The sequence below is a fragment of the Lactobacillus sp. A27 genome (assembly GCF_016742815.1).
Lineage (GTDB): Bacteria > Bacillota > Bacilli > Lactobacillales > Lactobacillaceae > Lactobacillus > Lactobacillus gallinarum.
Genome location: NZ_JAEHNT010000037.1, coordinates 23,734 through 50,691, shown reverse-complemented (window position 1 = coordinate 50,691; position 26,958 = coordinate 23,734). Strand labels below are relative to the sequence as shown.

Genomic DNA, 26,958 nt, shown 5'->3' with positions numbered 1-26,958 from the left:
GAAAATTATGGAAAAAGCACAAGAAATCGAAATGCTTAAAGAATTCTCAGATGCTAACGCTACATCTGGTTTTGAAGAAGAATTCGTTAAACTTTTTACTAGCTATGCAGAAAAGACAGCCAATATTGAGACTGACGGGATGCTCAATGTTTATGCATCAAAGAAGGAAAACAAGGGCAACCGTCCTGTAATTCAACTTGATGCCCACTCAGATGCGGTTGGTTTTATCACCCAGGCCGTTCGTCCAAATGGTTTAATCAAGTTTGTTCCACTCGGTGGCTGGGTAAAATACAATATCCCTGCTTTGAAGGTTAAGGTTAGAAACCGCGATGGCGAATACATCCCTGGTGTTGTCGCAACTAAGCCACCACACTTTATTACTGCTGCTGAAAGAAACAACGTGCCTGACGTTGCCGATATGTCAATTGATGTTGGTTCAAGCAGCCGTGAAGAAACAATTAAGGACTACAAGATCGACACAGGTTGTCCAATCTTTGTTGATGTAAAATGCGAATACCACGAAAAATCTGGTTTGTTCTTTGGTAAAGACTTCGACGACCGTTTTGGTGCCGGTGCGATGATTGACGTTTTGGACAACTTGAAGGGTGAAGAAACTAACTTTGATGTTGTTGCCGCTTTGTCTAGCCAAGAAGAAGTAGGTCTTCGCGGAGCTTACGTAACTGCTAGAAAAGTTAAGCCAGATCTATGTATTGTACTAGAAAGCTGTCCAGCAGATGACACCTTCACTCCTGATTGGCTTTCACAAACCGGTTTAAAGCGTGGACCAATGCTTCGCGATATGGATACTACTTTCTTGCCAAACCCTAAGTTCCAACAGTATGCTTGCGACTTGGCTGACAAGATCAACATTCCATACACTCGTTCAGTTAGAACTGGTGGTGGCCAAGACGGTGCCGCAATTTACTACGAAAATGGTGCTCCAACAATTGTCATCGGTATTCCAGTGCGTTACGAGCACTCCCCATATTGCTTCAGCAGTTACAAAGACTTTAAGGCATCCGTTGATTTAGCTACTGCAATTATTCGTGATATTACCCAGGAAAAATTGGATAGCTTCAAGAAATTTTAATTAAAAGTAAAAAAAGCAGATTCGTACTTCATTTGGATCTGCTTTTTTTGATATACTGATACATAATTTTAACTTTTTTAAATTAATAATAGTGAGGTATAACGATTGATTACAGTATCCGACTTAAGTCTTAAATTTGGCGGCCGTACACTTTATGAAGATGTTAACTTAAAATTTACCCCAGGTAATTGTTACGGTGTGATTGGTGCAAATGGCGCTGGTAAATCTACTTTTCTTAAATTGCTAGAAGGTAAGCTTGAACCAACGACAGGCTCAATCAGCATTGATCCGAATGAAAGAATGTCTAGTCTTAACCAGGATCACTTTGCTTTTGAAGATTTCACCGTTATGGATACGGTTATTCAAGGGCACAAAGAACTTTATCAAGTAATGAAGGAAAAAGATGCGCTTTATGCTAAGCCTGATTTTGGTGATGAAGATGGTGTTAAGGCGGCAGAACTTGAAAGTAAGTTTGCAGAGCTTGATGGCTGGAATGCTGAAGCTGATGCTTCTAAATTGTTACAGTCATTAGATATTCCTGAAAGTGAACACCAGATGTTAATGAAGGAATTGCCTGAATCAGAAAAGGTTAAGGTGCTTTTAGCTCAAGCTTTATTTGGTAATCCAGATATTCTTTTACTTGACGAACCAACTAACGGTCTTGATGTTCACACAGTGGAATGGCTAGAAAACTTTTTGGCTGATTATCCAAATATTGTGATCGTAGTTTCACACGACCGTCACTTTTTAAATCAGGTATGTACTGAAATGTGTGATGTTGATCGTGGCAAGATTCAACTTTATGTTGGTAACTATGATTTCTGGTATGAATCAAGTAAGTTGGCTAATGAATTAGCAGCTAATCAGAATGCCAAAAAAGAAGAAAAGATTAAGCAGCTGCAAGAATTTATTGCCCGCTTCTCAGCTAATGCGTCTAAGTCACGTCAAGCCACTTCTCGTAAGAAGCAACTTGATAAAATTACTTTGGATGATATTAAACCATCATCAAGAAAGTATCCATTTGTTAAATTTGAAATGCATCGTGATCTTGGAAATGATTTGGTTAAGGTAGAAAACGTTTCATACTCAGTTGATGGTGAAAAGATCTTAGATAATGTTTCATTTATAGTTCGTCCCGGTGACAAGGTTGCATTTTTATCACGTAACGCTTTAGCAACAACCGCTTTGCTTGATATTATTGCTGGCAAAATTAAGCCAGATACAGGCACTGTTACCTGGGGTCAGACTACAGCCTTTAACTACATGTCTCGTGATTTAAATGCAAACTTTAATAACGATGATTTAACTATCTTAGATTGGTTAAGACAATATGCGACTAAGGAACAAGATGATAATACATTCCTTCGTGGTTTCTTAGGAAGAATGCTTTTCAGTGGGGAAGAAATTGAGAAGAAAATTAAAGTATTATCTGGTGGTGAAAAAGTTCGCTGTCAATTGTCTAGAATGATGCTTGAGCCGGCTAACGTATTAATTATGGATGATCCAACTAATCACCTTGATTTGGAATCAATTACTGCTTTGAACGACGCTTTGGTAGCATATCCTGGTTCAATATTATTTACTTCTCACGATCACGAATTTATTCAAACAATTGCCAATCATATCATCGAAGTTGGCCCTAAAGGAATCGTCAGCAGACAAGATACTAGTTATGATGAATTCTTGGATAAAGACAGTATTCAGGAACAAGTTAAAAAAATATATTAAAATTAAGAGGATTCAGATGAAAAGAATCCTTTTTTGTGTTAAAAATACAAGTAGAAAAGTAAAATAAAATTAAAAAAGTTAGCTTTATAAGAGTTGTTCTTTATTTATTATATTAATATAAGAAAAATATTATATTGGAAATAGGGAAAGTTGTTAATGAAAGAGCAGATTATTTTTGAAGATTTTATTCAAGATCGTGAAGTAAGAATGTATGATAAGCATTTTTCTGATATGGATAATAAGGTGGAATACGATGTTTACGTTCAAGTTTTTACGATAGATAACTTACCATTTTCTTCTGTCACAGGTAAGTTGGAAAATATACCTTTTAATTATGATCATGCAAGTACAAAAGAAGTTGTAGTAAATAATGTAATAGGTGATTTTTTTAATCCTGTTACTAAAAAGTATGAGGTGTCGGATCATACCTTTGTCGTGGGACATATCAAGAATAGTAATCTTGATCGAGATGCCGCAATCGAACAAATGCAGCGAGCTGCTATGAACATAATTAATGAGTTGAATAAGCGTCAAATACCTCCTCATATGGTTATGCCACACCTTTTAACAGATGTAGAAAAGGCTAAACGAGTAGTAACAGATGATAATATTAAAATATCACAGTTAAGTAAAGAAACGGGTATTTCTACAGATGATTTAAACAATTACCGTAAAAATCCCGCAACTTTAAAGCAAGCATCAAATTCTACAATTAATTTCTTAATAACTAAATATTATGAAAAATATTTTAATCGCAATGAAATAGAAAAATTCAGATTTATGCTGATTAAGACTGTGCTAGCCTATTTGAAGGAAAACAAAAATGACACAATTGATTATGATCCTGTTTATGAATTATACAAATTGTGTCAGCAAGCCGACTGGCATCGTTTGGCTAGAATGGAAGAAATTTGGCGAGCTTTTTATAGTGTAGATAATCAACGTTAAAGGAAGTATTGAAATGCGCGTTAATGTATTGCAACATGCACCTAATGAGGGCCCTGGATCTATTCAAGATTGGTGCCATGAACATAACCATGAAATGTTTGTTTATCATCCAGCAGATTTTGGTATTTTACCTACGCTTGATGAAACTGATTTGTTGGTGATATTAGGAAGTCCTAATAGTCCTAACGATGAATTGGATTGGGTAGAAAATGAACGGGTGTTAATTAAGCAAATGCTTGATGCTCATAAACCAATTTTAGGTATTTGTTTTGGTAGTCAACAGATTGCTAAAACATTGGGATATCGGGTACTCGATGCACCAGCTAAAGAAGTCGGTTGGGCTCCAGTATATTTACAAAATCATACAATTACTGAACTTCCCGAAAAATTAACAGCACTTCATTGGCATCAGCAAATGAGTGAAATTCCTAAAGAAGCTAAATTATTATTTTCAAGTGATTTAGTAAAGAATCAGGGATATTTACTGGGAAATAAGGTAATTGGATTGCAATTCCATTTTGAACCTAAAGAAGACAATGTGCGAGAGATCGCTATTAATGATGGAGCATATGCATTAGAAAATAATGATTTGCATCAGACACCACAAGAAATAATTGCTCATGGTGTTCCAAAAGAAAATAAAGATGTAATGTTTCTTTTGCTTGATTACATTACTGCTTAGTAAAAAAGAGATTAGCTATGAATTTATAGCTAATCTTTTTTTATTAATATTTTTCAGCTGTTTTTACATTAAAACCAGGAATATTGCCGAACCACTTTTTAAGCAAGCGATTGTAAGTGCCATTTTTTTCTAGCTTGGTCAGAGCTAAATTAATTTGTTTATCTATTTCGGTCTGACCTTTATTTACAGCAATTCCGTATGGTTGATTGGTAAAGTTTCCGCCGACTAATTTATAACCTGAACTGTCGCGTAAAATACCAACTAAGATACCATTATCAGTTACAAAAGCATTACCTTGTCCAGCTTTTAAGGCAGCAAACGCTTGACCATAATCATCAAATTGGAGGATTTCTGCTTTTGGAGCGAACTTTTTAACTGCATCGGCAGCAGTTGTTCCTTTTACTACTAAAACTTTCTTATTATTTAGATCCTTAACATTTTTAATCTTACTATCTTTGGCAACCATAATTGACTGACCAGCAGGAAAGTAAGGCTTGCTAAAGTCAACTTGTTTTTCACGTTCAGGTGTAATGGTCATCGCCGCAATTACCGCATCTACGTTTCTATTCTTTAATAATTGAATTTTAGTATTTGCCGTTGTAGTAACAAAATTTGCTTTAGCATTTTTACCTAGCATTTCTTTGGTTAATGCTTTAGCAAGATCAATTTCAAAACCATTGATTTTGCCAGTTTTGATGCTCATTGATCCAAACAACGGCGTATCTGCCTTAACACCCCAATTGATTGTTTTAGTAGATTTCACCGTTTGGTAGACATTTTGATTTTTATTTTGTCCACAAGCTGATAGTGTAAAAAGCGCTATTCCAATTAGTAAAGTTGAAAGAAAAAATCTCTTTTTCATGGTGTCACTTCCTAACTTCCTATAATAATTTTTTATTATACCAATTTATTCTGAAAAAATGAAAATTTATCTTCTTGATGATAGTCTCTGTATATACTAATATTATTGGTATGTGTAGAGACTAAATAAGAAGGTGAAACAAATGAAAATAAGTGAGTCGGAAAAATTGAATATGGCCATAGTTCATGGGAATAGGGCCTACCAGCAGTGGGATCAAGATCATGAACTCTCAGATTATTTATCAGTAATTTTATATGAATTGCTGTTACGTAAAAAATTAACGCAAAAACAATTAGTTGGTTTAACTGATTTACCCAAACAATCCATTAATAAGGGAATAAAAATATTGCATGATTCAGGCTATCTTATTATGAGCGTGGATCCTCAAGATAAGCGAGTACGTTTTTGCGAATTGACTGCTGACGGAAATAAGTATGCTAAGCAAAAGATGCAGTCATTATTTAAGTTAGAAGAACGGACTGCTCAAAAACTTGGCTCTGAAAAGATGCAGCTTTTAACTGATTTATTAACAGAATGGGGCAATACCTTTTGGGATTTTTTTAATGAAGAAAGGAGTAATAAATGCAAGCATTCAAAATCTTAATACCGCACTTTAAGCATTACAAGAAAGATATTTTTGCAGCCCTTGTTGCAATCATCGTTTCCGCCTTTGCAACATTATATCAACCGCGTTTGCTAGAAAATATTCAACGAGCAATTATGTTGGATCAAAAAGATATCGTTGTTCGCGACGGTATCATCTTAGTTGTATTAGGCATTGTAGCCATCATTTCGGGTGTCTTCAACGTTTACTATGCCGCTAGAATCGCACAAGGAGTGACTAGTGACTTACGTGAAGAAACCTATGCTAAGATCCAGAGTTTTTCTTTTGGTAATATTGAAAACTTTTCAGCGGGATCATTGACCACGCGTTTGATCAACGATATGAATCAGATCATGAACATGTTGATGCAACTCTTTATGCAATTGCTCAGAATGCCTATTTTAATTGTGGGATCTTTTATTTTCTGTATTGTAATTATCCCACGTTTTTGGTGGGCAACTGTAATAATGGTGGCCTTGATCATTGGTTTTGGTATTTATGTTTTAAAACAAATGAACAGTTTGTTTGATAAATTTCAAAAAACAATGGATAAGATTTCGGGTCGAGCACAGGAAACTCTGCAAGGTGTACGAGTGGTGAAATCTTTTAATCAAGGTCCTCAAGAAATAAAGAAATTTAATCAGACTTCAGATCGTTTGAACAACTATAATATTGTGATTGGTTATTGGTTCTCTACGATTATGCCGGCCTTTCAACTTATTGCGTATTTAGTAATTACGCTGGTAGTTTATCTAATTGGACAAGGTATTGCAGCTCATCCAACTGATGTAGCAGTCGTCAGTCCATTTGTTAACTACATATTAACACTTCTGTGGACTATCATGATTGCCGGAATGACTATGATGCAATTTGCCAGAGGTAACATTTCCTTAGGCCGTATTAAAGAAATTTTGGATACGGAACCGGATGTTAAATTCAATGAAAATGCGTCTACTGATATATTAGGCAGTTCTGTTGAATTTGATCATGTCTCATTTACTTATCCTGATGGTGAAGATGAAACTCTAAAAGATATTTCATTTAAGATCAAGCCAGGACAAATGGTTGGTATTGTTGGTGCTACAGGTTCAGGTAAATCAACCTTGGCGCAGCTAATTGCGCGTCTTTATGATCCAACCAAAGGTGAGGTTAAAATTGGTGGCCATAACTTGAAAGATGTTAATGAAACGGCTCTGCGTAAAACTGTAACGTTTGTTTTGCAACGTGCAATTTTGTTCTCTGGCACGATCGCTTCTAATTTGCGTCAAGGAAATTCTAGAGCTAGAATGCATGAACTACAAAGAGCGGCTAATATGGCTCAAGCATCTGAGTTTATTGAGCGATATAATGATTCATTTGATCATGAGGTAGAAGAGCGGTCATCCAATTTCTCCGGTGGTCAAAAACAACGTCTTTCTATTGCACGAGGATTAGTTGCTAAAACACCAATTTTAATTTTAGATGATTCCACTTCTGCACTTGATGCAGAATCTGAAAAGAAGGTGCAACAGGCCTTAGAACATGAATTACCAGATACAACGACGTTTATTATTGCGCAAAAGATTGTGTCAGTTGTGCATGCAGACACGATTTTAGTTTTAGATGATGGTAAGCTGGTTGCTCAAGGCACTCATGCAGAATTATTGAAGACATCACCTGTTTACCAAGAAATCTTCAAGACACAAAAGGGCAAGAGAGGAGGAAAATAATGAGTGATACAAGAAAAGCTATTCACTATTTTATTAAGTATCTAAAACCATATAAAAAAGGCATTGCTATTGTAATTCTTCTATCTTTGCTATCAAGTGGTGCACAAGTAATTGCTCCAACGTTTTTAGGCCGTGCTGTGACTGATTTGACTAACTATTTAGCCGATTTAAAGAAAGACACAGCTAGTTTAAATACGTTCTATAGTGCATTATGGTCAATGCTCTTGTTCTACGTTCTAAGTCAAGTTGCAATTTTCATCGCATGGATGGTTATGTCCAAATTCAATGCAGATTCAACTAACGATATGCGTGAAAATTTATTTGCTAAGTTTCAACGTATGTTAGTGCGCTATTTTGACACGCATCAAGATGGTAAGCTACTTTCTTTATTTACTTCCGATTTGGATAATATCTTTAACGCAATGAACAACGCCATCTTTGAAATTATTTCCCAAGGAATAATGTTCATTGGGACGATTGTCATCATGTTTATGGTCAACCAACAACTTGCTTGGACTACAATTGCGACCACACCATTAATCCTGATTGTTAGTGTATTAATCATGAAAAAGGCTCGCATTTATCTTGATAAACAACAAGATGAAATCGGAGATTTGAATGGTTATATTACTGAGCAGATTAATGGTGAAAAAATCATTATTACCAATGATTTAAGAAAAGAATCTATAGAAAACTTTAAGACCTATAACAACCGAGTTCGAAATGCTATGTTTAAGGGACAATTTTACTCAGGCATTCTTTTTCCATTAATGAACGGACTAAATTTGCTTAACTTAGCCATTGTTATCGCGATGGGAGCTTGGATGATTATTTCCGGTCAAGTTAGTCAAGCAATCGGTTTGGGCTTAATTGTAACTTTTGTGGAATATTCGCAGACTTATTTCCAACCATTAACCCAAATTACTTCTATTTATTCTATGATTCAGTTGGCATTAACAGGTGCTAGAAGATTGGCAACGGTTGAAGAACAAAAAGACGAAGATGCAGTGCCAAATGGTAAAAAGATTAACGGTTTGCAAAAAGCTGTTAAATTAGAGAATGTCCATTTTGGCTATGATGAAAATAAAGAAATCTTGCATGGAGTTAACATTTCAGTAAATAAGGGTCAATCTGTTGCCGTAGTTGGACCAACCGGATCAGGAAAGACTACGATCATGAATCTGCTTAATCGTTTTTATGATGTTAACTCAGGTAAGGTAACCTTCGACGGGGTCGATGTGCGTGATATTCAGCTTGAATCGTTACGGAATAATATCGGCATTGTATTACAGGATTCTGTTTTGTTTACTGGTACAATTGCAGATAATATTCGTTACGGTAAACCAAACGCGTTGATGGATGAAGTAATTAGTGCCGCAAAACAGGCAGATATTCATGACTTCATTGAAAGTTTACCGGGTGGTTATGAAACCAAGGTGAATGATAGTAGTTCTGTCTTTTCAACAGGACAAAAGCAATTAATTTCAATTGCACGGACTATTTTGATTAATCCCGATTTCCTGATTTTGGATGAGGCTACTTCGAATGTGGATACGGTAACCGAAGAAAAGATTCAACAGGCGATGGATGCGGTAATTGCCGGTCGGACTAGCTTTGTAATTGCACATAGACTAAAGACAATCTTAAATTCTAATAAGATTGTTGTACTCAAAGATGGTAATGTAATTGAGTCAGGAAGTCATGAAGATTTATTAAAAGAAAAAGGTTTTTATTACAAACTTTATACTGACCAAATGGCATTTGATTAATGTGGTATACTGACAATAGTTGAATAAAAAAGTCACTAGGGGTGCTGAAAAGCTGAGACATACCCTTTGAACCTGAACAAGGTAATACTTGCGTTAAGGAAAGTGCGATGAAATCGATTATTTTTGTGCTCCTACTGACTGTAATAGTTAGTTAGGAGCATTTTTATGTTTACACGATCAGCAAAGTGGAATGTTAAATCAATTATTTTAGTTGCCTTAATTGGGATCATTATGGGAGTTATCTACACTTATGGTTTTAATAATGTGTATAACTTGGTTAAACTTAGCTTTTTACCGACTGGATATGCACCGGTTGTGGACAATATCTTTACTGGACTCTGGTATATGGCTGCACCACTTGCAATGTATTTTGTCCCTACGGCAGGCTCAGGTACGATTGGTGAATTATTAGCGGCAACAGTTGAGATGGCAATTGGTGGCCAATGGGGTGCTCTGACTATTTTTGAAGGGTTAATTCAGGGTGCTACAAATGAAATTGGCTTTTTTCCTAAAAAAGAACGTTATGAAAGATTTTCTTGGAAGAGCGTTTTAACAGGAGCCTTCTTTGCTAACTTAGGTGGTTTTATTCCATCATATTTCTTATTTGGATGGAGTCATTATAGTGTCAACTTGCAGATCGCAATGTTCATTGCTAGCATGATTTCAGCCCTTCTTTTTGATGGAGTACTAGTAAAATTAATTACTAATTTGTTTGATAAAACATTAAAGCCGAGAATCAAATAAGCCTTATCTAAAACGTATATACTGAATTAATAATGGGTGAGTGCTAAAATGAATATGGATATGTGTATACGTTTTCATGAAAAGAAGAGATTTTTTTGACTCGACGAACAAGTGAAGAAAAGAAAGAAGAAGCGGAAGCGATAAAAAATTGGAATCCGCGATATCGTAAAAATGTCATTATTTATGGATCTATGGTATTTTAGGCGCAGTTACTGGTATTACTAATGATGCTGCACTTTCTTACTATAAGATTGTTGCGCCACACTTAATTTCAGGACTTAATATTTTTAATGCCGCAACGGCGATTCCGATGTCTTTAATGATTGCTACTGTTCACAAATATGGTTATAGAAATATCTTATTGGTATTGCCACCAATGACTGCTATTTTTATGGCCTTAACTTGTGTGACTACCAATCAAATTATCATTATGATTGCATATACGATTTCATGGACCGCAATTGGGGTTTATGACTTAATGTATCCGTTGATGTGGACTTCATATGTACCAGAGAAGATTAGAACTAAAATGTTCTCTGTCGTTATGATTGTAAACTTGATTACTCAAACGATCTGTACTTTCTTTGGTGGAAAAGCAGTTGTTTGGTTCTTTAGTTTACTTCAAGGTACTTCATATCGGGATGCATCTATTGCATCAGGACGGCCAGAATTAATGCACGGCCAAGTATTAGCAAACTATACTAATGCTTATCGGATTTTGCTCGTTATTACCGCCGCTGTAACGATGTTAGCCTTCATTTTAGCTTTATTCATTCATAATGTACCACGAGACTATCGTTCAGAAGCAAGTGAAGAAAGCACCACACCCGCTCAAAAAGCTGCAATGTACAAAAAGTTGCTTAATAAACGAACCATTATGTGGATTGTTTATATTGCGGGTGTACAACTTGGTGCGAGATTGATCGCTGTCTATGTGCCAATCTATTTAAATAATTATTTACATATTCCACGTGACGTATCTTCTTCGGCAATTGGAGTTTATGATTTAATGTACCCACTGATGTGGACATCTTATGTTCCTAGCAAAATAAGAACGAAAATGTTTACTGTAGCTATGGTGGTTAACTTAATCGCTGAAAGTATCATGATGTTTATTGGTGGTAAAGCCGTTGTATTTATTTTTAGTAAATTACAAAGTATCAGTTATCAGACAGCTTCAAATTTGTCAGCCGATTCAAATGCAATGAAAGGGACAATGCTTTCAAATTATATTAGCGCGTATAAATGGGTAAATATTATTACAGCCGTGATTACCTTTATTGCCTTTGTTCTCGCTTTATTTATTAAAGATAAGCCAATTGATTATCGTTCAACTGAAAGTAAAGATAAAAAAGAAACATTGCAGCAGAAAATGACAACTTACAAACGACTCGTTAACTATAAAACGGTTGTCTGGGTACTTTATTTATGTGCTGTCCAATTAGGTGCTGGATTGTTTATCCAATACGTGCCAATTTATTTGAATAATATTTTACATATTCCACGGGGAATAACTTCAACTATTAATACGTTACAAACCGTTGCCATCTTTGTAGGTTACTTCTTTGCACCTTATTTGGCTAAGAAGTTAGGTTCAATTATGACGATTGCGATCAGTACAATCATTTGTGCACCATTAATGTTAGTAATGGCCAATGCCAAGATGCTCGGAACGGGTGCCGCTTTATTTGCAGTTGTAGGCACAATTTTATTCTTCCGTTCAGGCCTTGCAAATGCCTCTATGCCTGTACAACAAGAAGTACAAATGATTTTAGTAGATAAGGATATGCGTCCTGCCTTTAGTGCGGTAATTGAAATTGCATTGTCAGTTGTTGGCGTCATCGATGGATTATTTACTGAATTCTATCTTTTGAAGACGCAACAAGGTTATGCCAATGCTTATATTATTGCGGCTGCATTATATATTGTGTCAGGAATTGTATTGATTCTCGTATTTGCTAAAAAGTATAATCGGATTTTGCGTGATAGTCATGCATCTGAAGAATCCAAATAATAAAAAAATAAAAAATGGAGCTTAGCCCCATTTTTTTATTGGTTTAAAACTGATTGTAATTTAGTAGTAAGCATGTCGATTGCCACATCATTTTCTCCGCCTTCTGGCACAATGATGTCAGCGTAACGCTTAGTTGGTTCGATAAATTGATTGTACATTGGTTTTACCGTACCAAGGTATTGGTTAATGACTGAATCAAGAGAACGACCACGTTCCTTCATATCGCGTTCAAGTCGGCGAATGAAGCGAATGTCATCGTCAGTATCAACGTAGACTTTAATATCCATTAAGTTGCGGATATCTTCGTTGAAAAGAACCAAAATTCCTTCCAAAATAATGATGTCAGCTGGTTCAACGTGGATTGTCTCATCACTGCGTATGTGTTGAGTGAAGTCATAGGTTGGCATTTCAATTGGCTTACGATGAAGCAATTGATTAAGTTGTGCTTCAAGAAGAGGCATATCAAATGCATCAGGATGATCGTAATTGATTTTCATCCGTTCTTTCATTGGTACGCCGGTATTGTCCTTATAATAAGAATCTTGCGTCATGATCATAATACGATCGTGTTCGTTAATATTATTAGCAATCTCGTGGGCGATAGTTGTTTTCCCACTTCCCGATCCCCCAGCAATTCCGATAATAACAGGTTTTTCAAGTTTTCCCATCATAAACTCCTTTATTTTTCTACATATCAATAAACATTTTAAGCTATTTTCCGAATATTAACAGACCTAATTTGCTCTAAAATCAAACTTCTTTTCAAAAGTAAGGAAATTGCCTTGCATTTTTATAAAAAATACTGTTAAATATATATCAATAAATTAAAAGGCTATGAAAAAGACGAGTAGATAATCTATTCTTTGCAGTGAACTGATGGTAGTGAGAAGTCAGTAGACCCTGGATTATTGAAAAACACTTTTAGCAGCTCACCGAAATAATAATTATTAAAGTAGGTCGAGACGTTTCCGGTACGTTACCTTGCCGGTGGAGCATGATTGTGCTTCATGAGATGGTCTATTTAATAGACAATTTGGGTGGTACCGCGGAAAAAGCCTTTCGTCCCTGTAACAGGAAGACGAAGGGCTTTTTCTTTGTCTTCTAAATGAAGTTTATAATCTATACAAAATTCGTAAAATTACCAAGTTATATTTGATTTTTTGAATAAAATCGAATAGCTTTTTTGAAAATCCGAATGAATATTATTAGTGATATTATAAACGTATCATTTTGACTGGTATAGGTGTTTAGTTTTAACCATAAAAAAGGTAAAATAGTATTATTACATAACATAAAACGAAAGAAAGGGTAGAAACCATGGCAGCAATTATTGAATTTAAACATGTTGATAAATATTACGGAAAGCTTCATGCATTGAAAGATATTAACTTAAAAATTGATGAAGGCCAAGTGGTTTCAATTATTGGTCCCTCAGGTTCTGGTAAGAGTACTTTAATCAGAACAATGAATGGACTTGAACCAATTAACAGTGGTCAATTGATTGTAACAGGTTATGACTTAGCTGATAAAAAGACTGATATCAACAAGATTCGCAAGAATGTAGGAATGGTATTCCAACACTTCAATTTGTACAATAATCACACTGTGCTTGAAAATGTAATGTTGGCACCTAAGATCGTGCTTAAAAGACCTGATGATGAAAATCGTAAGGTAGCAATGGAATATCTTGAGAAAGTTGGTATGGCAGATAAGATTAATTCATACCCTCGTCATTTATCAGGTGGTCAAAAGCAGCGTGTAGCCATTGCCAGATCACTTGCAATGCACCCTAAGGCAATTTTATTTGATGAACCAACTAGTGCCTTGGACCCAGAAATGATTGAAGATGTGCTTGACGTTATGAAGTACGTTGCTGAACAAGGTATTACAATGGTCGTGGTTACTCACGAAATGGGCTTTGCTAAACAAGTAAGTAATCGTTTGATCTTCTTTGATAAGGGACAAATTTTGGAAGATCGCAAACCAGAAGAATTCTTTGCACATCCTGATACTGAACGTGCTCGTCAATTCTTAAGCAAGGTTATTTCTAAAGACTAAGGTAATTATTATGAAAAAAGCAAAAAGATTCCTTTTAATTCCGCTATTATTTTTTCTGTGTTTTGCATTAACTGCTTGCGGTAAAAGAAATAATCAAAACGTTTATCAAAAAGTAAGGGAAAATAAGCAAATAATTTGGGGCGTTAGAGCTGATACCAGATTATTTGGTTTAACTAATGTTAAAACTGGCAAGATTGAAGGCTTTGAAATTGATTTGGCACATGCCTTAACTAAGCAAATGCTAGGTAAAGATGCTACTGCCAGTTTTGTAACAACGACAGCCAATACTAGAATTCCTTTGCTTAAGAATGGAAATATCGATGCGGTTTTGGCTACAATGACCATTACGCCGGAACGTGCAAAACAAGTCGATTTTTCTAAGCCATATTTCCCAGCTGGTTCATCTTTGCTTGTTCCAGATAATAGCAAAATTAAAAGCGTTAAGGATTTAAATGGTAAAACAGTTTTGGCTGTAAAGGGAACGACGGCCGTAGATGACGTGCATAAGTTTGCGCCGAAGGCACGAGTTCTTCAATATGATGATTATGGTCAAGCAATGTCAGCTTTAAAGGCAAATCAAGGTGTAGCTTTAACTACAGATAATGGTCTGCTTGCCGGTATTGCACAAGAAAATCCAGGTTATAAATTAGTAGGTGGCGTTTATAACAATGCACCTTATGGTATAGCTGTGAATAAGGGACAAAAGGATATGGTTGATCATATTAATAAGGCCTTAGATCAGCTTGAAAAAAATGGTACTTATGACCGTTTAATTAAGAAATGGTTTGCAGGAATTCCTGGTTTTAGTCTTAAGGGGGTACTGAAATAATGTGGCAAATTATTACTAATAACTGGGGAAGTTTTTTAACAGGTTTTTGGAATACTATTTTATGTAGTATTATTGCCTTGATTTTTAGTTTGATTTTGGGTGTGTTCTTTGCTTTGCTTGAAGTTGCACCACCTAAATTTGGACGTGTAATTGCGAAGATCTATATTGCAATTTTCAGAAATATTCCATTGTTGGTTATCGTTATGATCTTCTATTTGATCGTGCCACGCTATATTGTCAAGCTGTCAGGTTTTCAAGCAGGTACGATTGGATTGACGCTTTATACTTCCGCATTTATTGCTGAAACAGTGCGTGCAGGTATTAATTCAATTGGTGATGGACAAATGGAAGGCGCTCGTTCAAACGGGATGACTTATACGCAAGCGATGCGTTATGTCATTTTGCCACAAGCAATGAAGATCGTGATTCCACCACTCGGCAACCAATTCGTAAACTTGGTTAAGAACTCTTCAGTTTTGGCCTTCGTAGCTGGTTTTGACTTGATGTATCAAGCACAATTAATCGCATTTTCAACATTTAGAACGATTGATACTTACGTCATTGTAGGACTATTTTACTTGATTTTGACATTGCCACTTAGCTACTACATGCGTCACTTAGAGAAAAAGTTAGCACAATAGGAAGGGGATAGAAAATGGAAACTTTTATTCATGCGTATTCATGGGTTGATCTCCGCTTCTTGTTGCAGGGACTTTGGGTAACGATCTATGTTTCGTTGATTTCAATTGCACTTAGTTTTGTAGTTGGTCTGATTTTGGGTCTGATTCGTTATATGAAAATCAAATATGTTTCAGCAATCGTGGGCTTTATTATCGATATTATCCGTAACTTGCCACTTTTGCTTATTATCTTCTTTAGTTACTTCGGACTTCCTCAACTGGGAATTGTAACGAATCCAACAACGGCTTCAATTGCGGCATTGGTAATCTTTGAAGGAGCAATGCTTGCAGAAATCGTTCGTTCAGGGATCGGTTCAGTTGATCCAGGACAAATGGAAGGTGCCCGCTCTAATGGTATGAGTTATGGTCAAGCGATGTACCATGTTGTGATGCCACAAGCTTTGCACAACATGATTCCAGCTCTTCTTTCACAGTTCGTATCATTGGTTAAAGATACGTCACTTGCGACAATTATCGTGTTGCCAGAACTTTTATATCATGCACAAATTATCTACAGTCAAAATACGACTTATTTAATTCCAATGTACGTCATTATTGCGATCATGTACTTTGTTGTATGTTTCTGCTTGTCAACAGTGGCCAATTACTTACAAAAGAAATATAACTAGAGCTTTATGTCTAGACCAAAAAACTAACTATGCTACTATGAGAGTAGAAGTTAGTTTTTTTGTTTGGATAAAAATTATGAATGTAAATGAACAATTAACAGATCTAGAGCGAATTGAATTAACTAAAAAATCTTATGATGAATTAAAATTGGGCGAAGAAATCGTAATTGGTAACCATCACATTGGAATTGTCTGTCGCAACGTTCATGCAGAAGATGGCATGCGTGCGTTTATCATTAGTAATCCGCATGAAGTGACAATCTTATTTAAAGGATCATACGGCATAAAGAGAGGAAATCCGCAGACTTGGAGAGATGAGTGGTTTAAAACCAATCTACCGATTTTGCGTGCGATGTTATTGCATGAAAGACGAGTTCCTAGCCAATTAAAATCTGCTAGTAAATTATTAAATGAAACGATTAGTCAGTTTAAGGGAAAACAAATTTACATATATGGTCATTCTTTAGGTGCGATTAATGCTCAATTTGCATTGGCTAATTGTCATCATCCAGAGGCAATTGGAGCTGCATACTTGTATGAGGGAACCAATATTTGGTTATTGTTTACGCCAAAAGAACGTAGGCGAGTTGCCTTAATGCGAGAGAAGATTTTTAATTATGTCGATATATATGATCCAGTTACGTTGGGAATCACTGAAACACACCACATGGTCGGTAAATTGTGTTACGTGGATAGTGAACCGATGAAGCCAATTAAACAGCATATGTGGGGCGGATATTTGTTTAATCCTGATGGCAGTGTGAAGTTGCGGGAGATTGATCAGGCATTCTTGGCAGAAGCTAGAAGTGAACATAAGTTGCTTACTAGGTCTGGAGATTTGACCGAGTTCATTGAAAAGATTAGTTCGGCTGATGAGATTAAGAAGATGGCGACTGAAAAAATTGATCGGATGGTAGAGCATTATCCGGATCATAGTAGTTTGGCTAAGTTGGCCACGTTGTTTAAGTCGGAACTTCTTAAAGATAGGGATTGAAGATCGTATTAGCTAATTTAGCAATTAAAAAAGAGGTTCCAAAATGGAGCCTCTTTTAAATTGATCAATTTATTTCTTTATTATTGCTTCCAAGAAGCGTCAAGCTTAGCCTTACCAGTCTTAATATCACTGGTCCAGTTTTGACCCTTGCTTGCCTTAGCCAAAATATTTTGCATATTTACATTAACTTGGTCATATGCAGTAATTGAGTTCTTAGTTACAGGTAAGAAGTAAAGCTTCTTTGAAGTCTTAGACAAAATTGCTGGAATCTTGCTGTTCTTAGCTTGTTGGTAAGCTGAGTCGTTCAAAGCAGCAGTGTTAACTGGCATGTAACCAGTTTGCTTTGCCCAGTAAAGTTGTGATGACTTAGAAGTTAAAAATTTAAGGTACTTGAATGCGGCAGCCTTTTGCATTGCGCTAGCCTTCTTGAACATGTAGATGTCAGTACCTTGTTGTACGTTCATTTGACTTGGACGAGCAGCTACGCCGTAAACGTACCCCTTCTTAAGACCTTGCTTAAGGTAGGCTTCGTTAGCAGTTGAACCGATGAACATGGCAACTTGACCATTGTTAAATGGAGTTGACATGTACTTTTGTGTACCAGCTTGCATGAAGTAGCCAGCCTTAACGCCGTTAGCGTAGTAGTTGATGGCTTTTATAGAATCTTTAGCAGCAAAGTTCAAGTTCTTGTTAAAGTCTTTGCCGTAATTTTCCTTCATTTGCATCATGTAGTAGTTGTTAAGTGCATCGAAGCCCATGCCACGTACCTTATGGTGACTTTCACGGTAGATCTTAGCTGATGCAGAAGCAAGTTCACTCATGTTAGTTGGAACCTTAACGCCATACTTATCAAGCAAAGTCTTGTTGTAGAAAAGCACTTCTACAGACTTGTTAAATGGCACACCGTATTGTACGCCGTTGATGTTGGCGCCGTCCCAGAGTGCCTTCTTAATACCACTGTCTTTGTATGAACCCCAACCAATTTCTTTATTATTAACGTATGGAGTTAAGTTAACCAACATCTTATTCTTAGCGGCATTGTAAAGCCAGCCTGGATAAGCTTGAGTAATGGTTGGCAAATCTTTTGGTGATTGAAGTCCTGAAACAAGCTTGGCTTGCAAGTCAGAATAGTTACCACCTTGGCTTTGCAACTTAATATGAATGTTGGGATTTTTCTTTTCAAAGTCATTAGTTAACTTCTTTAAAGCACTTTGAGAAGTACCAGTTAATGAGTACCAAAAGTTAATCGTTGTCTTCTTGCTAATCTTAGTAGGAATCTTAGAAGAACTCTTAGAACTACTATTGTTGTTTGAACAAGCACTAAGACTGGCAACTGCTAAAACGGAAGCTCCAATTAGTGCCATTTTTTTGTAAAATTTCATTTTTTCTGCCTTTCGCTTTTTTACATTTCAAAGGTAGTTTACCATAGATAAGCGTACTATTCACAGATAAAATATAATATTGTTCATAATTGACACCGAAATATAATGATTCTAATATTGAAAGTAAGTAAATATTTTTAGCAGGTGGAAAATATGGACAAAAATCCTTTAGTATATGAATATTCAATCGGTAAACGTAAGCCTTATGATTATGATTATGGTAATCGTCAGGGTAACCAAAATGCAGGTTGCCCCTTCTGTGACGTTGCACATTTAACCAATATCTATGAAAAAGATGGGGATAAAATTTGGTTAAAGAATAAATATCCAACTTTACAGGATACTGACCAAACAATTCTGATTGAATCAAGCGATCACCAAGGTGATATTTCAACTTATACACGCGAAGACAATCAAGAATTAATGAAGTTTGGACTGAAATGTTTTCAAAAGATGAATAACTCAGGCCGCTATGAAAGTGTTCTTTGGTATAAAAACTTTGGTCCTAAATCTGATGGTTCTTTAACGCATCCCCACATGCAGATCGTTGGCCTTTACCATAAAGATGGCTATCACGATATTGGACCTGACAATTTCAAAGGCTTTGAGGTTGGTCGATCTGGTTCAGTAGAAATGAATCTTTCAGCTTATCCGATTCAAGGCTATCAAGAAGTAAATATCTTAACTCAAGATAATACCAATTTAGAAACGTGGGCAGATTTAATCCAAAAAGGTGCGCAATATATGCGTTCTGTTTTGTCACACGGTGTAGATTCATACAACTTATTCTTTTATCCGATTAATGATGGCAAAGGAACTTGCTGCAAGATTATTCCACGTTTTTATGCCTCACCATATTTTGTTGGCTATAAGATCTCGCAAGTCGATGATTCCGATACTTTAAAATGGGAAGCAGAGCGACTTAAGGGCTTCGTCAATGGCGGTATTTTACATTAAAATGTCAAAAAACGCATTTGCGAGATTGAATGCGTTTTTTTGATATAATTGAAATGATTAAATACATTTCTAAGAAGGGATGCTCATGAAGAAGATTGTAGTTATAGGTTCAAGCAATGTTGATACTACATTGCACGTAAAGGACTTTCCAAAACCAGGTGAAACAATTAATGCCACAGAAATAACCTCTGCTGGTGGTGGTAAAGGTGCAAACCAAGCTATCGCTGCAGCTAAAAGTGGCGCAGAGACTTATTTTATTAATCGTGTCGGTGAAGACAGCGAAGGCGGTTATATCACCCATCAATTGAAGAGCTATGGCGTTGACACTACCTATGTTCAAACCACGATAGGAAGCAAGACCGGTCATGCTTATATCACGCTTAATGAAGCAGGACAAAATGATATCATTATTGATCATGGCGCTAACTATGAATTAACTGTAGAGGATATTCAGGCTGCTAGTGATTTGTTTAAAGATGTAGATTGTGTGATTGCTCAATTCGAGACCCCACTTGAAGCAACAATTGAGGCTTTCAAGTTGGCTAAAAAGGCAGGAAAAATCACAATTTTAAATCCTGCACCTGCTATTGATAAAATTCCGGAAGAATTGTTGCAATACACAGATATTATTACGCCAAATGAAACTGAAAGTGCCAAGATTACGGGCATCCAAATAAAGGATAATTCAACTTTGGCAACGAATGCTGAAAAGTTGCATCTTCTTGGCGTAAAAAATGTAGTAATTACGTATGGTGATAAAGGTGCCTATATCTCATCTGCAGATATTGAAACTTTGGTACCAGCTTACAAGGTTAAGGCAACTGATACCACTGGTGCAGGCGATACCTTTATTGGTTACTTGGCAAGCAATTTAAAAGCAGACTTGTCCAACTTTGAAGAAGCCGCTAAAATTGCTAGTCGTGCTTCATCAATTGCCGTTCAACGTTTAGGTGCCCAACCTTCAATTCCTACTGCCAAAGAAGTAGAAAATGCAATGGAGGACGATGAATAATGGATAAAACAGAACAAGATCGCTTGAAAAAAGAAGCTGCTGAGAAGGCAGCAAGCATGGTAAAATCTGGCATGATTTTAGGCGTAGGTACTGGTTCAACCGTTGCTTTCTTTATTGATGCTTTAGGCAAGCGCAAGGATAATGATGGCTTAAAGTTAAAAGCAATCGTTACTACCAGTAATAGAAGTAAAAAGCAACTTGAAGACTTAGGCTTTAAAGTTAGTGAATTAGCTGATGTTGATCAAGTTGATTTAACTGTTGATGGTTCTGATCGTGTTGCCGACAACTTAGACGGAATTAAGGGCGGCGGTGGTGCCTTAACCCTTGAAAAGAATGTTGCCATTAATTCTAAAAAGATTATCTGGATTGTGGATGAATCAAAACTTGTCCACAGATTAAGTGGATTTCCTTTGCCAGTTGAAGTATTGCCTATTTCTTGTGAACAAAACTTTAAGCGTTTTAAGCAAGAAGGCTTGAAGCCACAATGGCGAATGGATGGCGATAAGCGTTACATCACGCACTATGGCAACTACATTATTGATTTGGCTGCCGATCCAGTTCCAGCACCACATGGTTTAGCCGATTATCTTGACCGTACTGTAGGTGTAGTTGAACATGGTTTATTCCTTGATATGTGTGATGAGGTAATCATTGCTCATAGCGACGGCACAATTGAAGATAAGATTAAATAATAATTTTTAGCAAAAATGGTTAACTTTAACCATTTTTTATTTTGTTTTTTTAATATCTTTTGTTAAAAATATATTTTTATTGTAAACACTGGATTAATTATCTATACTAGTGAAGATTTTATTTTTAAGTGTTGTAGAGGATTAATAGACATGAATAAAATTACTAAAAAGCAAAAGATGAGTTTTGCGGGATTGTTGATCGCCATAGGTATTGTGTATGGTGATATTGGAACAAGTCCGTTATATGTAATGAAATCAATTGTGACTGAAAATGGCGGGATTGCCAACGTTAATCGAGAATTGATCGTTGGTTCAATCTCGTTAATTCTTTGGACAGTAACTTTGTTGACTACTGTCAAATATGTCATGATTGCTTTGAAGGCAACTAATCATGGCGAAGGAGGAATCTTCTCTCTTTATGCTTTAGTTAGAAAAAGAGCCAAGTGGCTGGTTATCCCGGCTCTGATTGGTGGTGCAGCTCTGCTTGCCGATGGTACTTTGACACCAGCAGTGACCGTTACCACTTCGATTGAAGGGTTAAAGAATATGCGCTTTGGTGATGTGATTCCGGTTCCTTCTCAAGAAGTTGTAATTATGATTACTATCATCATTTTGGTAATTCTATTCTCAATTCAGAGGATGGGAACCAGCGTTATTGGTAAAGCATTTGGTCCAATTATGCTGGTATGGTTTACCTTTTTAGGAGTAGTTGGCATTGTTAACTTGAGCCATGATTGGAGTCTTTTGGAAGCGATTAATCCCATTTATGCTATTCGAATTTTGTTTAGTCCAGCTAATAAAGTCGGGATCCTAATTTTGGGTTCTATCTTCTTGGCTACTACTGGTGCTGAAGCGTTATATTCGGATGTTGGACACGTAGGTAAAGCGAATATTATGGGCTCTTGGCCATATATATTTGTTTGTCTTTCATTAAACTACCTAGGCCAAGGCGCTTGGATTTTGCATAATGCTAGCTATCATGCTGGTAATGGTGACTTCAATCCATTCTTTGAAGTTGTTCCTAGCAATTTGCGTCTTTTTGCCATTGCCTTGGCTACGATCGCAGCTATCATTGCTTCCCAGGCATTGATTACTGGATCGTTTACTTTGGTCGCTGAGGCCAGCAGTTTAAAGTTTTTACCAAGAATGAATATTATTTATCCTTCAACTGAAAAAGGACAAATTTATATTCCATCAATTAACAAAATGATCTGTGTGGTAACTGTAGCAATTGTGTTCTTATTCAGAACTTCACACCACATGGAAGCAGCATATGGTTTGGCAATTACTGTCACTATGTTGATGACTACAATATTATTGTTTGAATACTTGGGTAAAAAAGGCAAACCACTTTACTTACGCGTGATCTTTTTGATTGCATTTGCTTTTATTGAAGGGATGTTCTTAATCTCCAGTTTGACTAAATTCTTACACGGCGGTTACGTAACTGTTTTAATTGCTGGCTTTATCTTGGCAATCATGTATGTTTGGTTTTATGGAAATAAGATTCGTGATAAGCGTGAAGCTAAGAATGCTTACGTTCGTTTAGACGAGTATACAGAAATGCTGACAGATTTAAGCCACTGCGAAGATTACCCTGTTTATGCCACTAATGTTGTTTATATGGCAAAGGTTAAGTATAATAAGTTCATTAAGCGTGAGATACTTTATTCAATTTTGGATAAAAGACCTAAACGTGCTAAAGCCTATTGGTTTGTTACTGTCAATGTAACAAACGAACCATATACCGCAGAATATGCAGTAAATACGTACGGTACTAAGAACGTAATCAACGTTCAGCTTTATCTAGGTTTTAGAAAGCAAACTAGCGTTAACGTCTACTTACGGCAAATTGTTCATGAATTGATTGCAGATGGTACTATTGAGGCTCAACTACAAAGATTCACTACTACTCCTGGTAGAGATGTAGGTGACTTCTCCTTCGTCATTGTTAATGATGTAATTAGTCCATTAACTAAATTGACTGGTTATGAGAAGTTTATGGTCGAGGCTAGAGTCTGGCTGCAAAATCTATCTTCTAACCCAGCTTCTTGGTTTGGTTTAGAGTATGCAGATACAGTGGTAGAACGAGTACCATTGATCTTAGGCAAGCATCAAGAAAGCTATATTAAGCGAATTAAACCTAAGAAACAAACTAAAAAGTAACTGAAAAAAGTCTAGCCAAGCTAGGCTTTTTTCAGTTAGATTAGATCGAACCACTTTTTTATTTGGTCGGTTTTTTGTTATTATAAATATACTTAATACGCTTAGAAGAGGTAGAATTTATGAATAAGAAACCTTTAATTATTAGTACAGATCCAGGAATTGACGATATTGCAGCAATGACGATCAGCCTTTTTGCTAAAGAACTTGATGTCAGAATGATCGTGCCAACCTGGGGAAATGTTCAACTTGAATATACTTTGCAAAATACTTTGAATTTAGAAAAGTTTTTGCACACCAAGGTTCCCGTAGTAGTGGGGGCTAATCAACCATTAGTTGCACCAATGATTAGTGCCGCATCAGTACATGGTAAAACTGGTATCGCTGGCTTTGATTTTGAAGAAGCAGATCGCAGTTTGGCTAAGCCAGGCCTTGCTGCAACTGTGATGGCTGAAGAAATTAAGAATAGTCCTGAAAAAGTTACTTTACTTGGAATTGGACCGTTAACTGACTATGCTTTGCTTTTTAAACAATATCCTGAAGTAAAGAAAAATATTGATCAAATCGTCATCATGGGCGGTAACATCGGTCGCGGCAATCACAGTCCACTTGCTGAATACAATATTGCGGGAGATCCTGAAGCTGCTCAAGTTGTTTTCCACAGCGGTTTACCAATTAAGGTGGCGCCGCTTGAAATCGGCAATAAGGCTCATTTAACCCAAGATCAAATGAGCAAGGTAAAGGAATGTGGTGAAGTCGGCAACATGCTTTACTCACTATTTTCACATATTCATGAGCCAGATGGTGATCCTCGTATTAAGATTTATGATCCAACGGCTGTGGGCATTTTGCTTCATCCAGAAATGTTTACCTTGAAAAAGGCTAACGTAGAGATTGAATTGCGCGGTCAATTTACATATGGTGCAAGTGTAATTAACTTTATGGATCAAGAACATGCTAATGCAGAAATTGCAACAGATGTAGATCTAGAGCAATTTTCAAAGTGGTTTATTGATAGTATTAAAAATTCTGATCAAGGAAGAGAATAATGGCAGATTACGTTTATCGGACAGTAATGCAGGATATTAAACAAAATATTTTAAATAATAAATATAATGGGATGCGGATTCCCGATGAGCGTAGTTTAGCTAAGCATTATGACGTTAGTCGTTCATCGATGAAACGAGCCCTAGAATTATTGGCCCAACAAGGGATCGTTTTTAAAAAGCGAGGTAGTGGCACGTTTATTAATCCACTGTATTTGAAAAATCAGGCGATGTTTCGTTATGACGGCTCGAACTTGGGAATCACTGATAGTTTTAAGGTACCTGGTAAAAAGCAGCAAATAAAACTGTTAGATTTTCAGGTGATTAAAGCTAACAAAGAAATTGCGGAAGACTTATTTTTAAATGAAAATGCTTTTGTTTATGAATTCAAGCGCCTGCGTTTACTCGATGAACAGCCATTTTTGATTGAAACAGGTTATTTACCTATTAAAATTATGCCGGAATTGAAGCCTGAAACGTTGCAGAGCTCTTTATTTAATTATTTGGAAGATGAACAAAGCAAAACCGTAACTAAGGCATTTTTGAATATTACAGTTGAGCCCTCGAATGCTGAAGATCAAAAGCAGATGCATTTAAAAGAAAATGAGCCAGTTGGTGTTATGGAAGGTATTTTCTTTTTAGATGATGGAACGCCGTTTGAAGTGTCAAACATGCGAGTTCATTATCACTACATGAATTTCAATACTTTTGTTAATTTGGGGAAATAGAAATATTATATGAAGCAGCCATTTAATGACTGCTCTTTTTTTGGCTAGCGTAAATATGATATAATATTAGTGGGAAATCCCACAGAAAGAGAGGGCTTAATTATGCAAGTCGTCAATAATTACATTGCTCATACAGATAGTAAAAAGAGAATAACATTACGTAAATCTAAATTTAAATATTATGATGTTAAGGAATATGATAATGGATGTTTAGTTTTAGAACCTAGAGAATTGGTTAAGCCAAAAGATGTTTCAAATAAGGCTCTGGAAGTAATGGATGAATCTATTGCTAACTTTGAGAAAGGAAAAGTGTCTGCTCCAGTAGACTTATCAGATTTTTAGAATGCGGTTTAAAATCAAAATGGGTATTTCCCAGATGGCTGAATTATGGCAGGAATTACAGGTAAGTTATCGGAATGGTTCAATTAGTAAAAAAGATACAGTTTTATACAAAAAATAGGGAAAAGCATTAAAATCGCTATCTGAAGATCCTCAATATCCTGGATTACGTACTCATGAAATATCTTCTTTATCAGCTAGATACGGCATGAAAGTTTGGCAGTCTTATTTAGAAAATAATAATAGTGAAGCTCGGCGAATGTTTTGGGTTTACGGCCCTAATCGAAGAGATATTACTATCATCGGATTAGATCCCCATCCAGAAAGTAGAAAAAATGGTGCATATAATAGAGTAGAATTGTCTAATTTGCCAAAATAATGTATTATTAGATAGTTAAAAGGTGCATAAGTGCGAAGAAAAAATAGGACTTTTATTGTGAAAGTCCTATTTTCTTTTTACTCATTCAAATATTTATCTAGCACTTGCAAAACACCATCATCATTATTGCTTGGTGCAATATATTTAGCGACTTTTTTAAGTGCAGGTTCAGCATTTTCCATAGCATAGCTATAGTCGGCGAGTTCCAGCATTTCTTTGTCGTTCATGCCATCGCCAAACGCAATTAATTCACTAGGCTTAGCATCGAAGTAACGTAAAAAGTATTTTAACGCGATACCCTTGTTGACGCTATAAGGAACGATATCCATTAGCCCGAATCCACTTGAAGTACAGTGGATTTTTTCTGCGTGGTGGGCATTGAATTCCTTTTCTAATTCTGCTGAAAAATCATATCGATAACTCAAAGTTAGTTTAGTAATTTGATCATGAGGACTTACGGCGGTCATTAAGTCGGGTACTTCCACACGATCAGGATAGTAGAAGTTCATTGTTTGCTTAAAGGCAGGGGATGCATCCATCGTTGTATATGAGCTATTGATGCCAGTGACGATGACGGAACTCTCAGGATAATGAATTTGAATAAATTCTAGTAATTCCATTGTAGTTTTGTGAGTTAATAGGTGAGTGCTGATAATGTTGTCATCTTGAATAAGAAGTGAGCCATTGTCGGCAATCATGTCAATTCTATCTAAAAATCCAGTGAAATCTTTTCTCAAACGAGAATATGGTCGACCACTTGAAACAATAAAGTGGGCTTTATTTTCATGAATTTGATCTAAAATTCGGTCAAATCTTTTATGATCAAAAGTCTGATTATCACGCATGAATGTACCATCCATGTCTACGGCAATAACTTTAAAAGGTAATTTGCTCATGTAATTTGTCCTCTTTTTATAAAA

The 26,958-nt window shown here is 36.1% G+C and carries 26 protein-coding genes, 1 riboswitch and 1 other annotated feature; of the genes, 22 read left to right on the top strand and 4 right to left on the bottom strand.

Annotated features, from left to right (window positions below):
* Positions 1 to 7: 7 nt before the first annotated feature.
* From JEM49_RS06060 to JEM49_RS06045, 4 genes are all read left to right on the top strand, one after another.
* Positions 8 to 1,090 carry a M42 family metallopeptidase gene (locus tag JEM49_RS06060; RefSeq protein WP_201874125.1) on the top strand — a complete coding sequence of 361 codons (1,083 nt, stop codon included), beginning with the start codon at positions 8 to 10 and terminating at the stop codon, positions 1,088 to 1,090.
* 105 nt (positions 1,091 to 1,195) lie between these two features.
* Positions 1,196 to 2,818: an ABC-F family ATP-binding cassette domain-containing protein gene (locus JEM49_RS06055; RefSeq protein WP_201874123.1), complete on the top strand. Its 1,623-nt coding sequence runs from the start codon at positions 1,196 to 1,198 to the stop codon at positions 2,816 to 2,818.
* A gap of 156 nt (positions 2,819 to 2,974) precedes the next feature.
* Positions 2,975 to 3,766, top strand: coding sequence for an XRE family transcriptional regulator (locus tag JEM49_RS06050; protein WP_201874109.1), 792 nt, complete (start codon positions 2,975 to 2,977; stop codon positions 3,764 to 3,766).
* Between the two features lie 13 nt (positions 3,767 to 3,779).
* Complete coding sequence (locus tag JEM49_RS06045) at positions 3,780 to 4,448, top strand: type 1 glutamine amidotransferase (RefSeq protein ID WP_191335482.1); 669 nt, start codon at positions 3,780 to 3,782, stop codon at positions 4,446 to 4,448.
* A gap of 43 nt (positions 4,449 to 4,491) precedes the next feature.
* On the opposite strand, the gene JEM49_RS06040 is transcribed toward JEM49_RS06045, so the two are convergent.
* On the bottom strand, positions 4,492 to 5,310 hold the full coding sequence (locus JEM49_RS06040) for a transporter substrate-binding domain-containing protein (RefSeq protein ID WP_087175908.1): 819 nt from the start codon (positions 5,308 to 5,310) through the stop codon (positions 4,492 to 4,494).
* A 142-nt stretch (positions 5,311 to 5,452) separates the two neighbouring features.
* Here JEM49_RS06040 and JEM49_RS06035 point away from each other — a divergent pair, with 142 nt between their 5' ends.
* The 5 genes from JEM49_RS06035 to JEM49_RS06015 all read left to right on the top strand — a co-directional run bounded on the left by JEM49_RS06035 (position 5,453) and on the right by JEM49_RS06015 (position 12,150).
* Positions 5,453 to 5,914: a MarR family winged helix-turn-helix transcriptional regulator gene (locus JEM49_RS06035; RefSeq protein WP_025005428.1), complete on the top strand. Its 462-nt coding sequence runs from the start codon at positions 5,453 to 5,455 to the stop codon at positions 5,912 to 5,914.
* Positions 5,893 to 7,623: an ABC transporter ATP-binding protein gene (locus JEM49_RS06030; RefSeq protein WP_201874107.1), complete on the top strand. Its 1,731-nt coding sequence runs from the start codon at positions 5,893 to 5,895 to the stop codon at positions 7,621 to 7,623. The genes JEM49_RS06035 and JEM49_RS06030 overlap by 22 nt, the downstream gene beginning before the upstream one ends.
* Entirely contained in the window at positions 7,623 to 9,392 is a 1,770-nt protein-coding gene (locus tag JEM49_RS06025; protein WP_201874105.1) for an ABC transporter ATP-binding protein, read from the top strand. Before JEM49_RS06030 ends, JEM49_RS06025 begins: the two co-directional genes overlap by 1 nt.
* Before the next feature lie 27 nt (positions 9,393 to 9,419).
* A riboswitch (TPP riboswitch) is annotated at positions 9,420 to 9,510 on the top strand.
* Positions 9,511 to 9,557: 47 nt separating this feature from the next.
* Entirely contained in the window at positions 9,558 to 10,136 is a 579-nt protein-coding gene (locus tag JEM49_RS06020; protein ID WP_201874103.1) for an ECF transporter S component, read from the top strand.
* A gap of 310 nt (positions 10,137 to 10,446) precedes the next feature.
* Complete coding sequence (locus JEM49_RS06015; RefSeq protein ID WP_201874101.1) at positions 10,447 to 12,150, top strand: MFS transporter; 1,704 nt, start codon at positions 10,447 to 10,449, stop codon at positions 12,148 to 12,150.
* Between the two features lie 35 nt (positions 12,151 to 12,185).
* Here JEM49_RS06015 and udk read toward each other — a convergent pair whose 3' ends face one another.
* Positions 12,186 to 12,818: a uridine kinase gene (udk, locus tag JEM49_RS06010; protein WP_201874099.1), complete on the bottom strand. Its 633-nt coding sequence runs from the start codon at positions 12,816 to 12,818 to the stop codon at positions 12,186 to 12,188.
* Positions 12,819 to 12,975: 157 nt separating this feature from the next.
* Positions 12,976 to 13,220, top strand: a binding site (T-box leader).
* Positions 13,221 to 13,467: 247 nt separating this feature from the next.
* Here udk and JEM49_RS06005 point away from each other — a divergent pair.
* From JEM49_RS06005 to JEM49_RS05985, 5 genes are all read left to right on the top strand, one after another.
* Positions 13,468 to 14,208, top strand: a complete 741-nt coding sequence (locus tag JEM49_RS06005) for an amino acid ABC transporter ATP-binding protein (RefSeq protein ID WP_087175915.1) — start codon at positions 13,468 to 13,470, stop codon at positions 14,206 to 14,208.
* Positions 14,209 to 14,218: 10 nt separating this feature from the next.
* On the top strand, positions 14,219 to 15,037 hold the full coding sequence (locus JEM49_RS06000; RefSeq protein ID WP_087175916.1) for a transporter substrate-binding domain-containing protein: 819 nt from the start codon (positions 14,219 to 14,221) through the stop codon (positions 15,035 to 15,037).
* The gene (locus tag JEM49_RS05995; protein WP_087175917.1) at positions 15,037 to 15,678 is read left to right on the top strand and encodes an amino acid ABC transporter permease; all 642 of its coding nucleotides are present in this window, start codon (positions 15,037 to 15,039) and stop codon (positions 15,676 to 15,678) included. The genes JEM49_RS06000 and JEM49_RS05995 overlap by 1 nt, the downstream gene beginning before the upstream one ends.
* 14 nt (positions 15,679 to 15,692) lie before the next feature.
* Positions 15,693 to 16,346, top strand: a complete 654-nt coding sequence (locus tag JEM49_RS05990; RefSeq protein ID WP_087175918.1) for an amino acid ABC transporter permease — start codon at positions 15,693 to 15,695, stop codon at positions 16,344 to 16,346.
* 76 nt (positions 16,347 to 16,422) lie between these two features.
* The gene (locus JEM49_RS05985; protein WP_201874097.1) at positions 16,423 to 17,340 is read left to right on the top strand and encodes a DUF2974 domain-containing protein; all 918 of its coding nucleotides are present in this window, start codon (positions 16,423 to 16,425) and stop codon (positions 17,338 to 17,340) included.
* 80 nt (positions 17,341 to 17,420) lie between these two features.
* On the opposite strand, the gene JEM49_RS05980 is transcribed toward JEM49_RS05985, so the two are convergent.
* Positions 17,421 to 18,722 (bottom strand): extracellular solute-binding protein, encoded by a 1,302-nt coding sequence (locus JEM49_RS05980; RefSeq protein ID WP_201874095.1) that lies wholly within the window; start codon positions 18,720 to 18,722, stop codon positions 17,421 to 17,423.
* A gap of 153 nt (positions 18,723 to 18,875) precedes the next feature.
* On the opposite strand from JEM49_RS05980, the gene JEM49_RS05975 reads away from it, so the two are divergent.
* The 8 genes from JEM49_RS05975 to JEM49_RS05940 all read left to right on the top strand — a co-directional run bounded on the left by JEM49_RS05975 (position 18,876) and on the right by JEM49_RS05940 (position 26,038).
* On the top strand, positions 18,876 to 19,679 hold the full coding sequence (locus JEM49_RS05975) for a DUF4931 domain-containing protein (RefSeq protein WP_025005439.1): 804 nt from the start codon (positions 18,876 to 18,878) through the stop codon (positions 19,677 to 19,679).
* 85 nt (positions 19,680 to 19,764) lie between these two features.
* The gene (gene rbsK / locus JEM49_RS05970; RefSeq protein ID WP_098036911.1) at positions 19,765 to 20,691 is read left to right on the top strand and encodes a ribokinase; all 927 of its coding nucleotides are present in this window, start codon (positions 19,765 to 19,767) and stop codon (positions 20,689 to 20,691) included.
* Positions 20,691 to 21,383, top strand: a complete 693-nt coding sequence (rpiA, locus tag JEM49_RS05965) for a ribose-5-phosphate isomerase RpiA (RefSeq protein ID WP_056945570.1) — start codon at positions 20,691 to 20,693, stop codon at positions 21,381 to 21,383. Before rbsK ends, rpiA begins: the two co-directional genes overlap by 1 nt.
* A gap of 150 nt (positions 21,384 to 21,533) precedes the next feature.
* Entirely contained in the window at positions 21,534 to 23,549 is a 2,016-nt protein-coding gene (locus JEM49_RS05960; RefSeq protein ID WP_201874093.1) for a KUP/HAK/KT family potassium transporter, read from the top strand.
* A gap of 119 nt (positions 23,550 to 23,668) precedes the next feature.
* Positions 23,669 to 24,595, top strand: coding sequence for a nucleoside hydrolase (locus JEM49_RS05955; RefSeq protein ID WP_191335606.1), 927 nt, complete (start codon positions 23,669 to 23,671; stop codon positions 24,593 to 24,595).
* Entirely contained in the window at positions 24,595 to 25,320 is a 726-nt protein-coding gene (locus JEM49_RS05950) for a GntR family transcriptional regulator (RefSeq protein WP_087175925.1), read from the top strand. The genes JEM49_RS05955 and JEM49_RS05950 overlap by 1 nt, the downstream gene beginning before the upstream one ends.
* Positions 25,321 to 25,422: 102 nt before the next feature.
* Complete coding sequence (locus JEM49_RS05945; protein WP_025005444.1) at positions 25,423 to 25,662, top strand: hypothetical protein; 240 nt, start codon at positions 25,423 to 25,425, stop codon at positions 25,660 to 25,662.
* Between the two features lie 205 nt (positions 25,663 to 25,867).
* A complete protein-coding gene (locus tag JEM49_RS05940) occupies positions 25,868 to 26,038 on the top strand; it encodes a hypothetical protein (protein ID WP_199161198.1) in 171 nt (56 codons plus the stop codon).
* 77 nt (positions 26,039 to 26,115) lie between these two features.
* Here JEM49_RS05940 and JEM49_RS05935 read toward each other — a convergent pair whose 3' ends face one another.
* Positions 26,116 to 26,934 carry a Cof-type HAD-IIB family hydrolase gene (locus JEM49_RS05935; RefSeq protein ID WP_087175926.1) on the bottom strand — a complete coding sequence of 273 codons (819 nt, stop codon included), beginning with the start codon at positions 26,932 to 26,934 and terminating at the stop codon, positions 26,116 to 26,118.
* Positions 26,935 to 26,958: the final 24 nt, after the last annotated feature.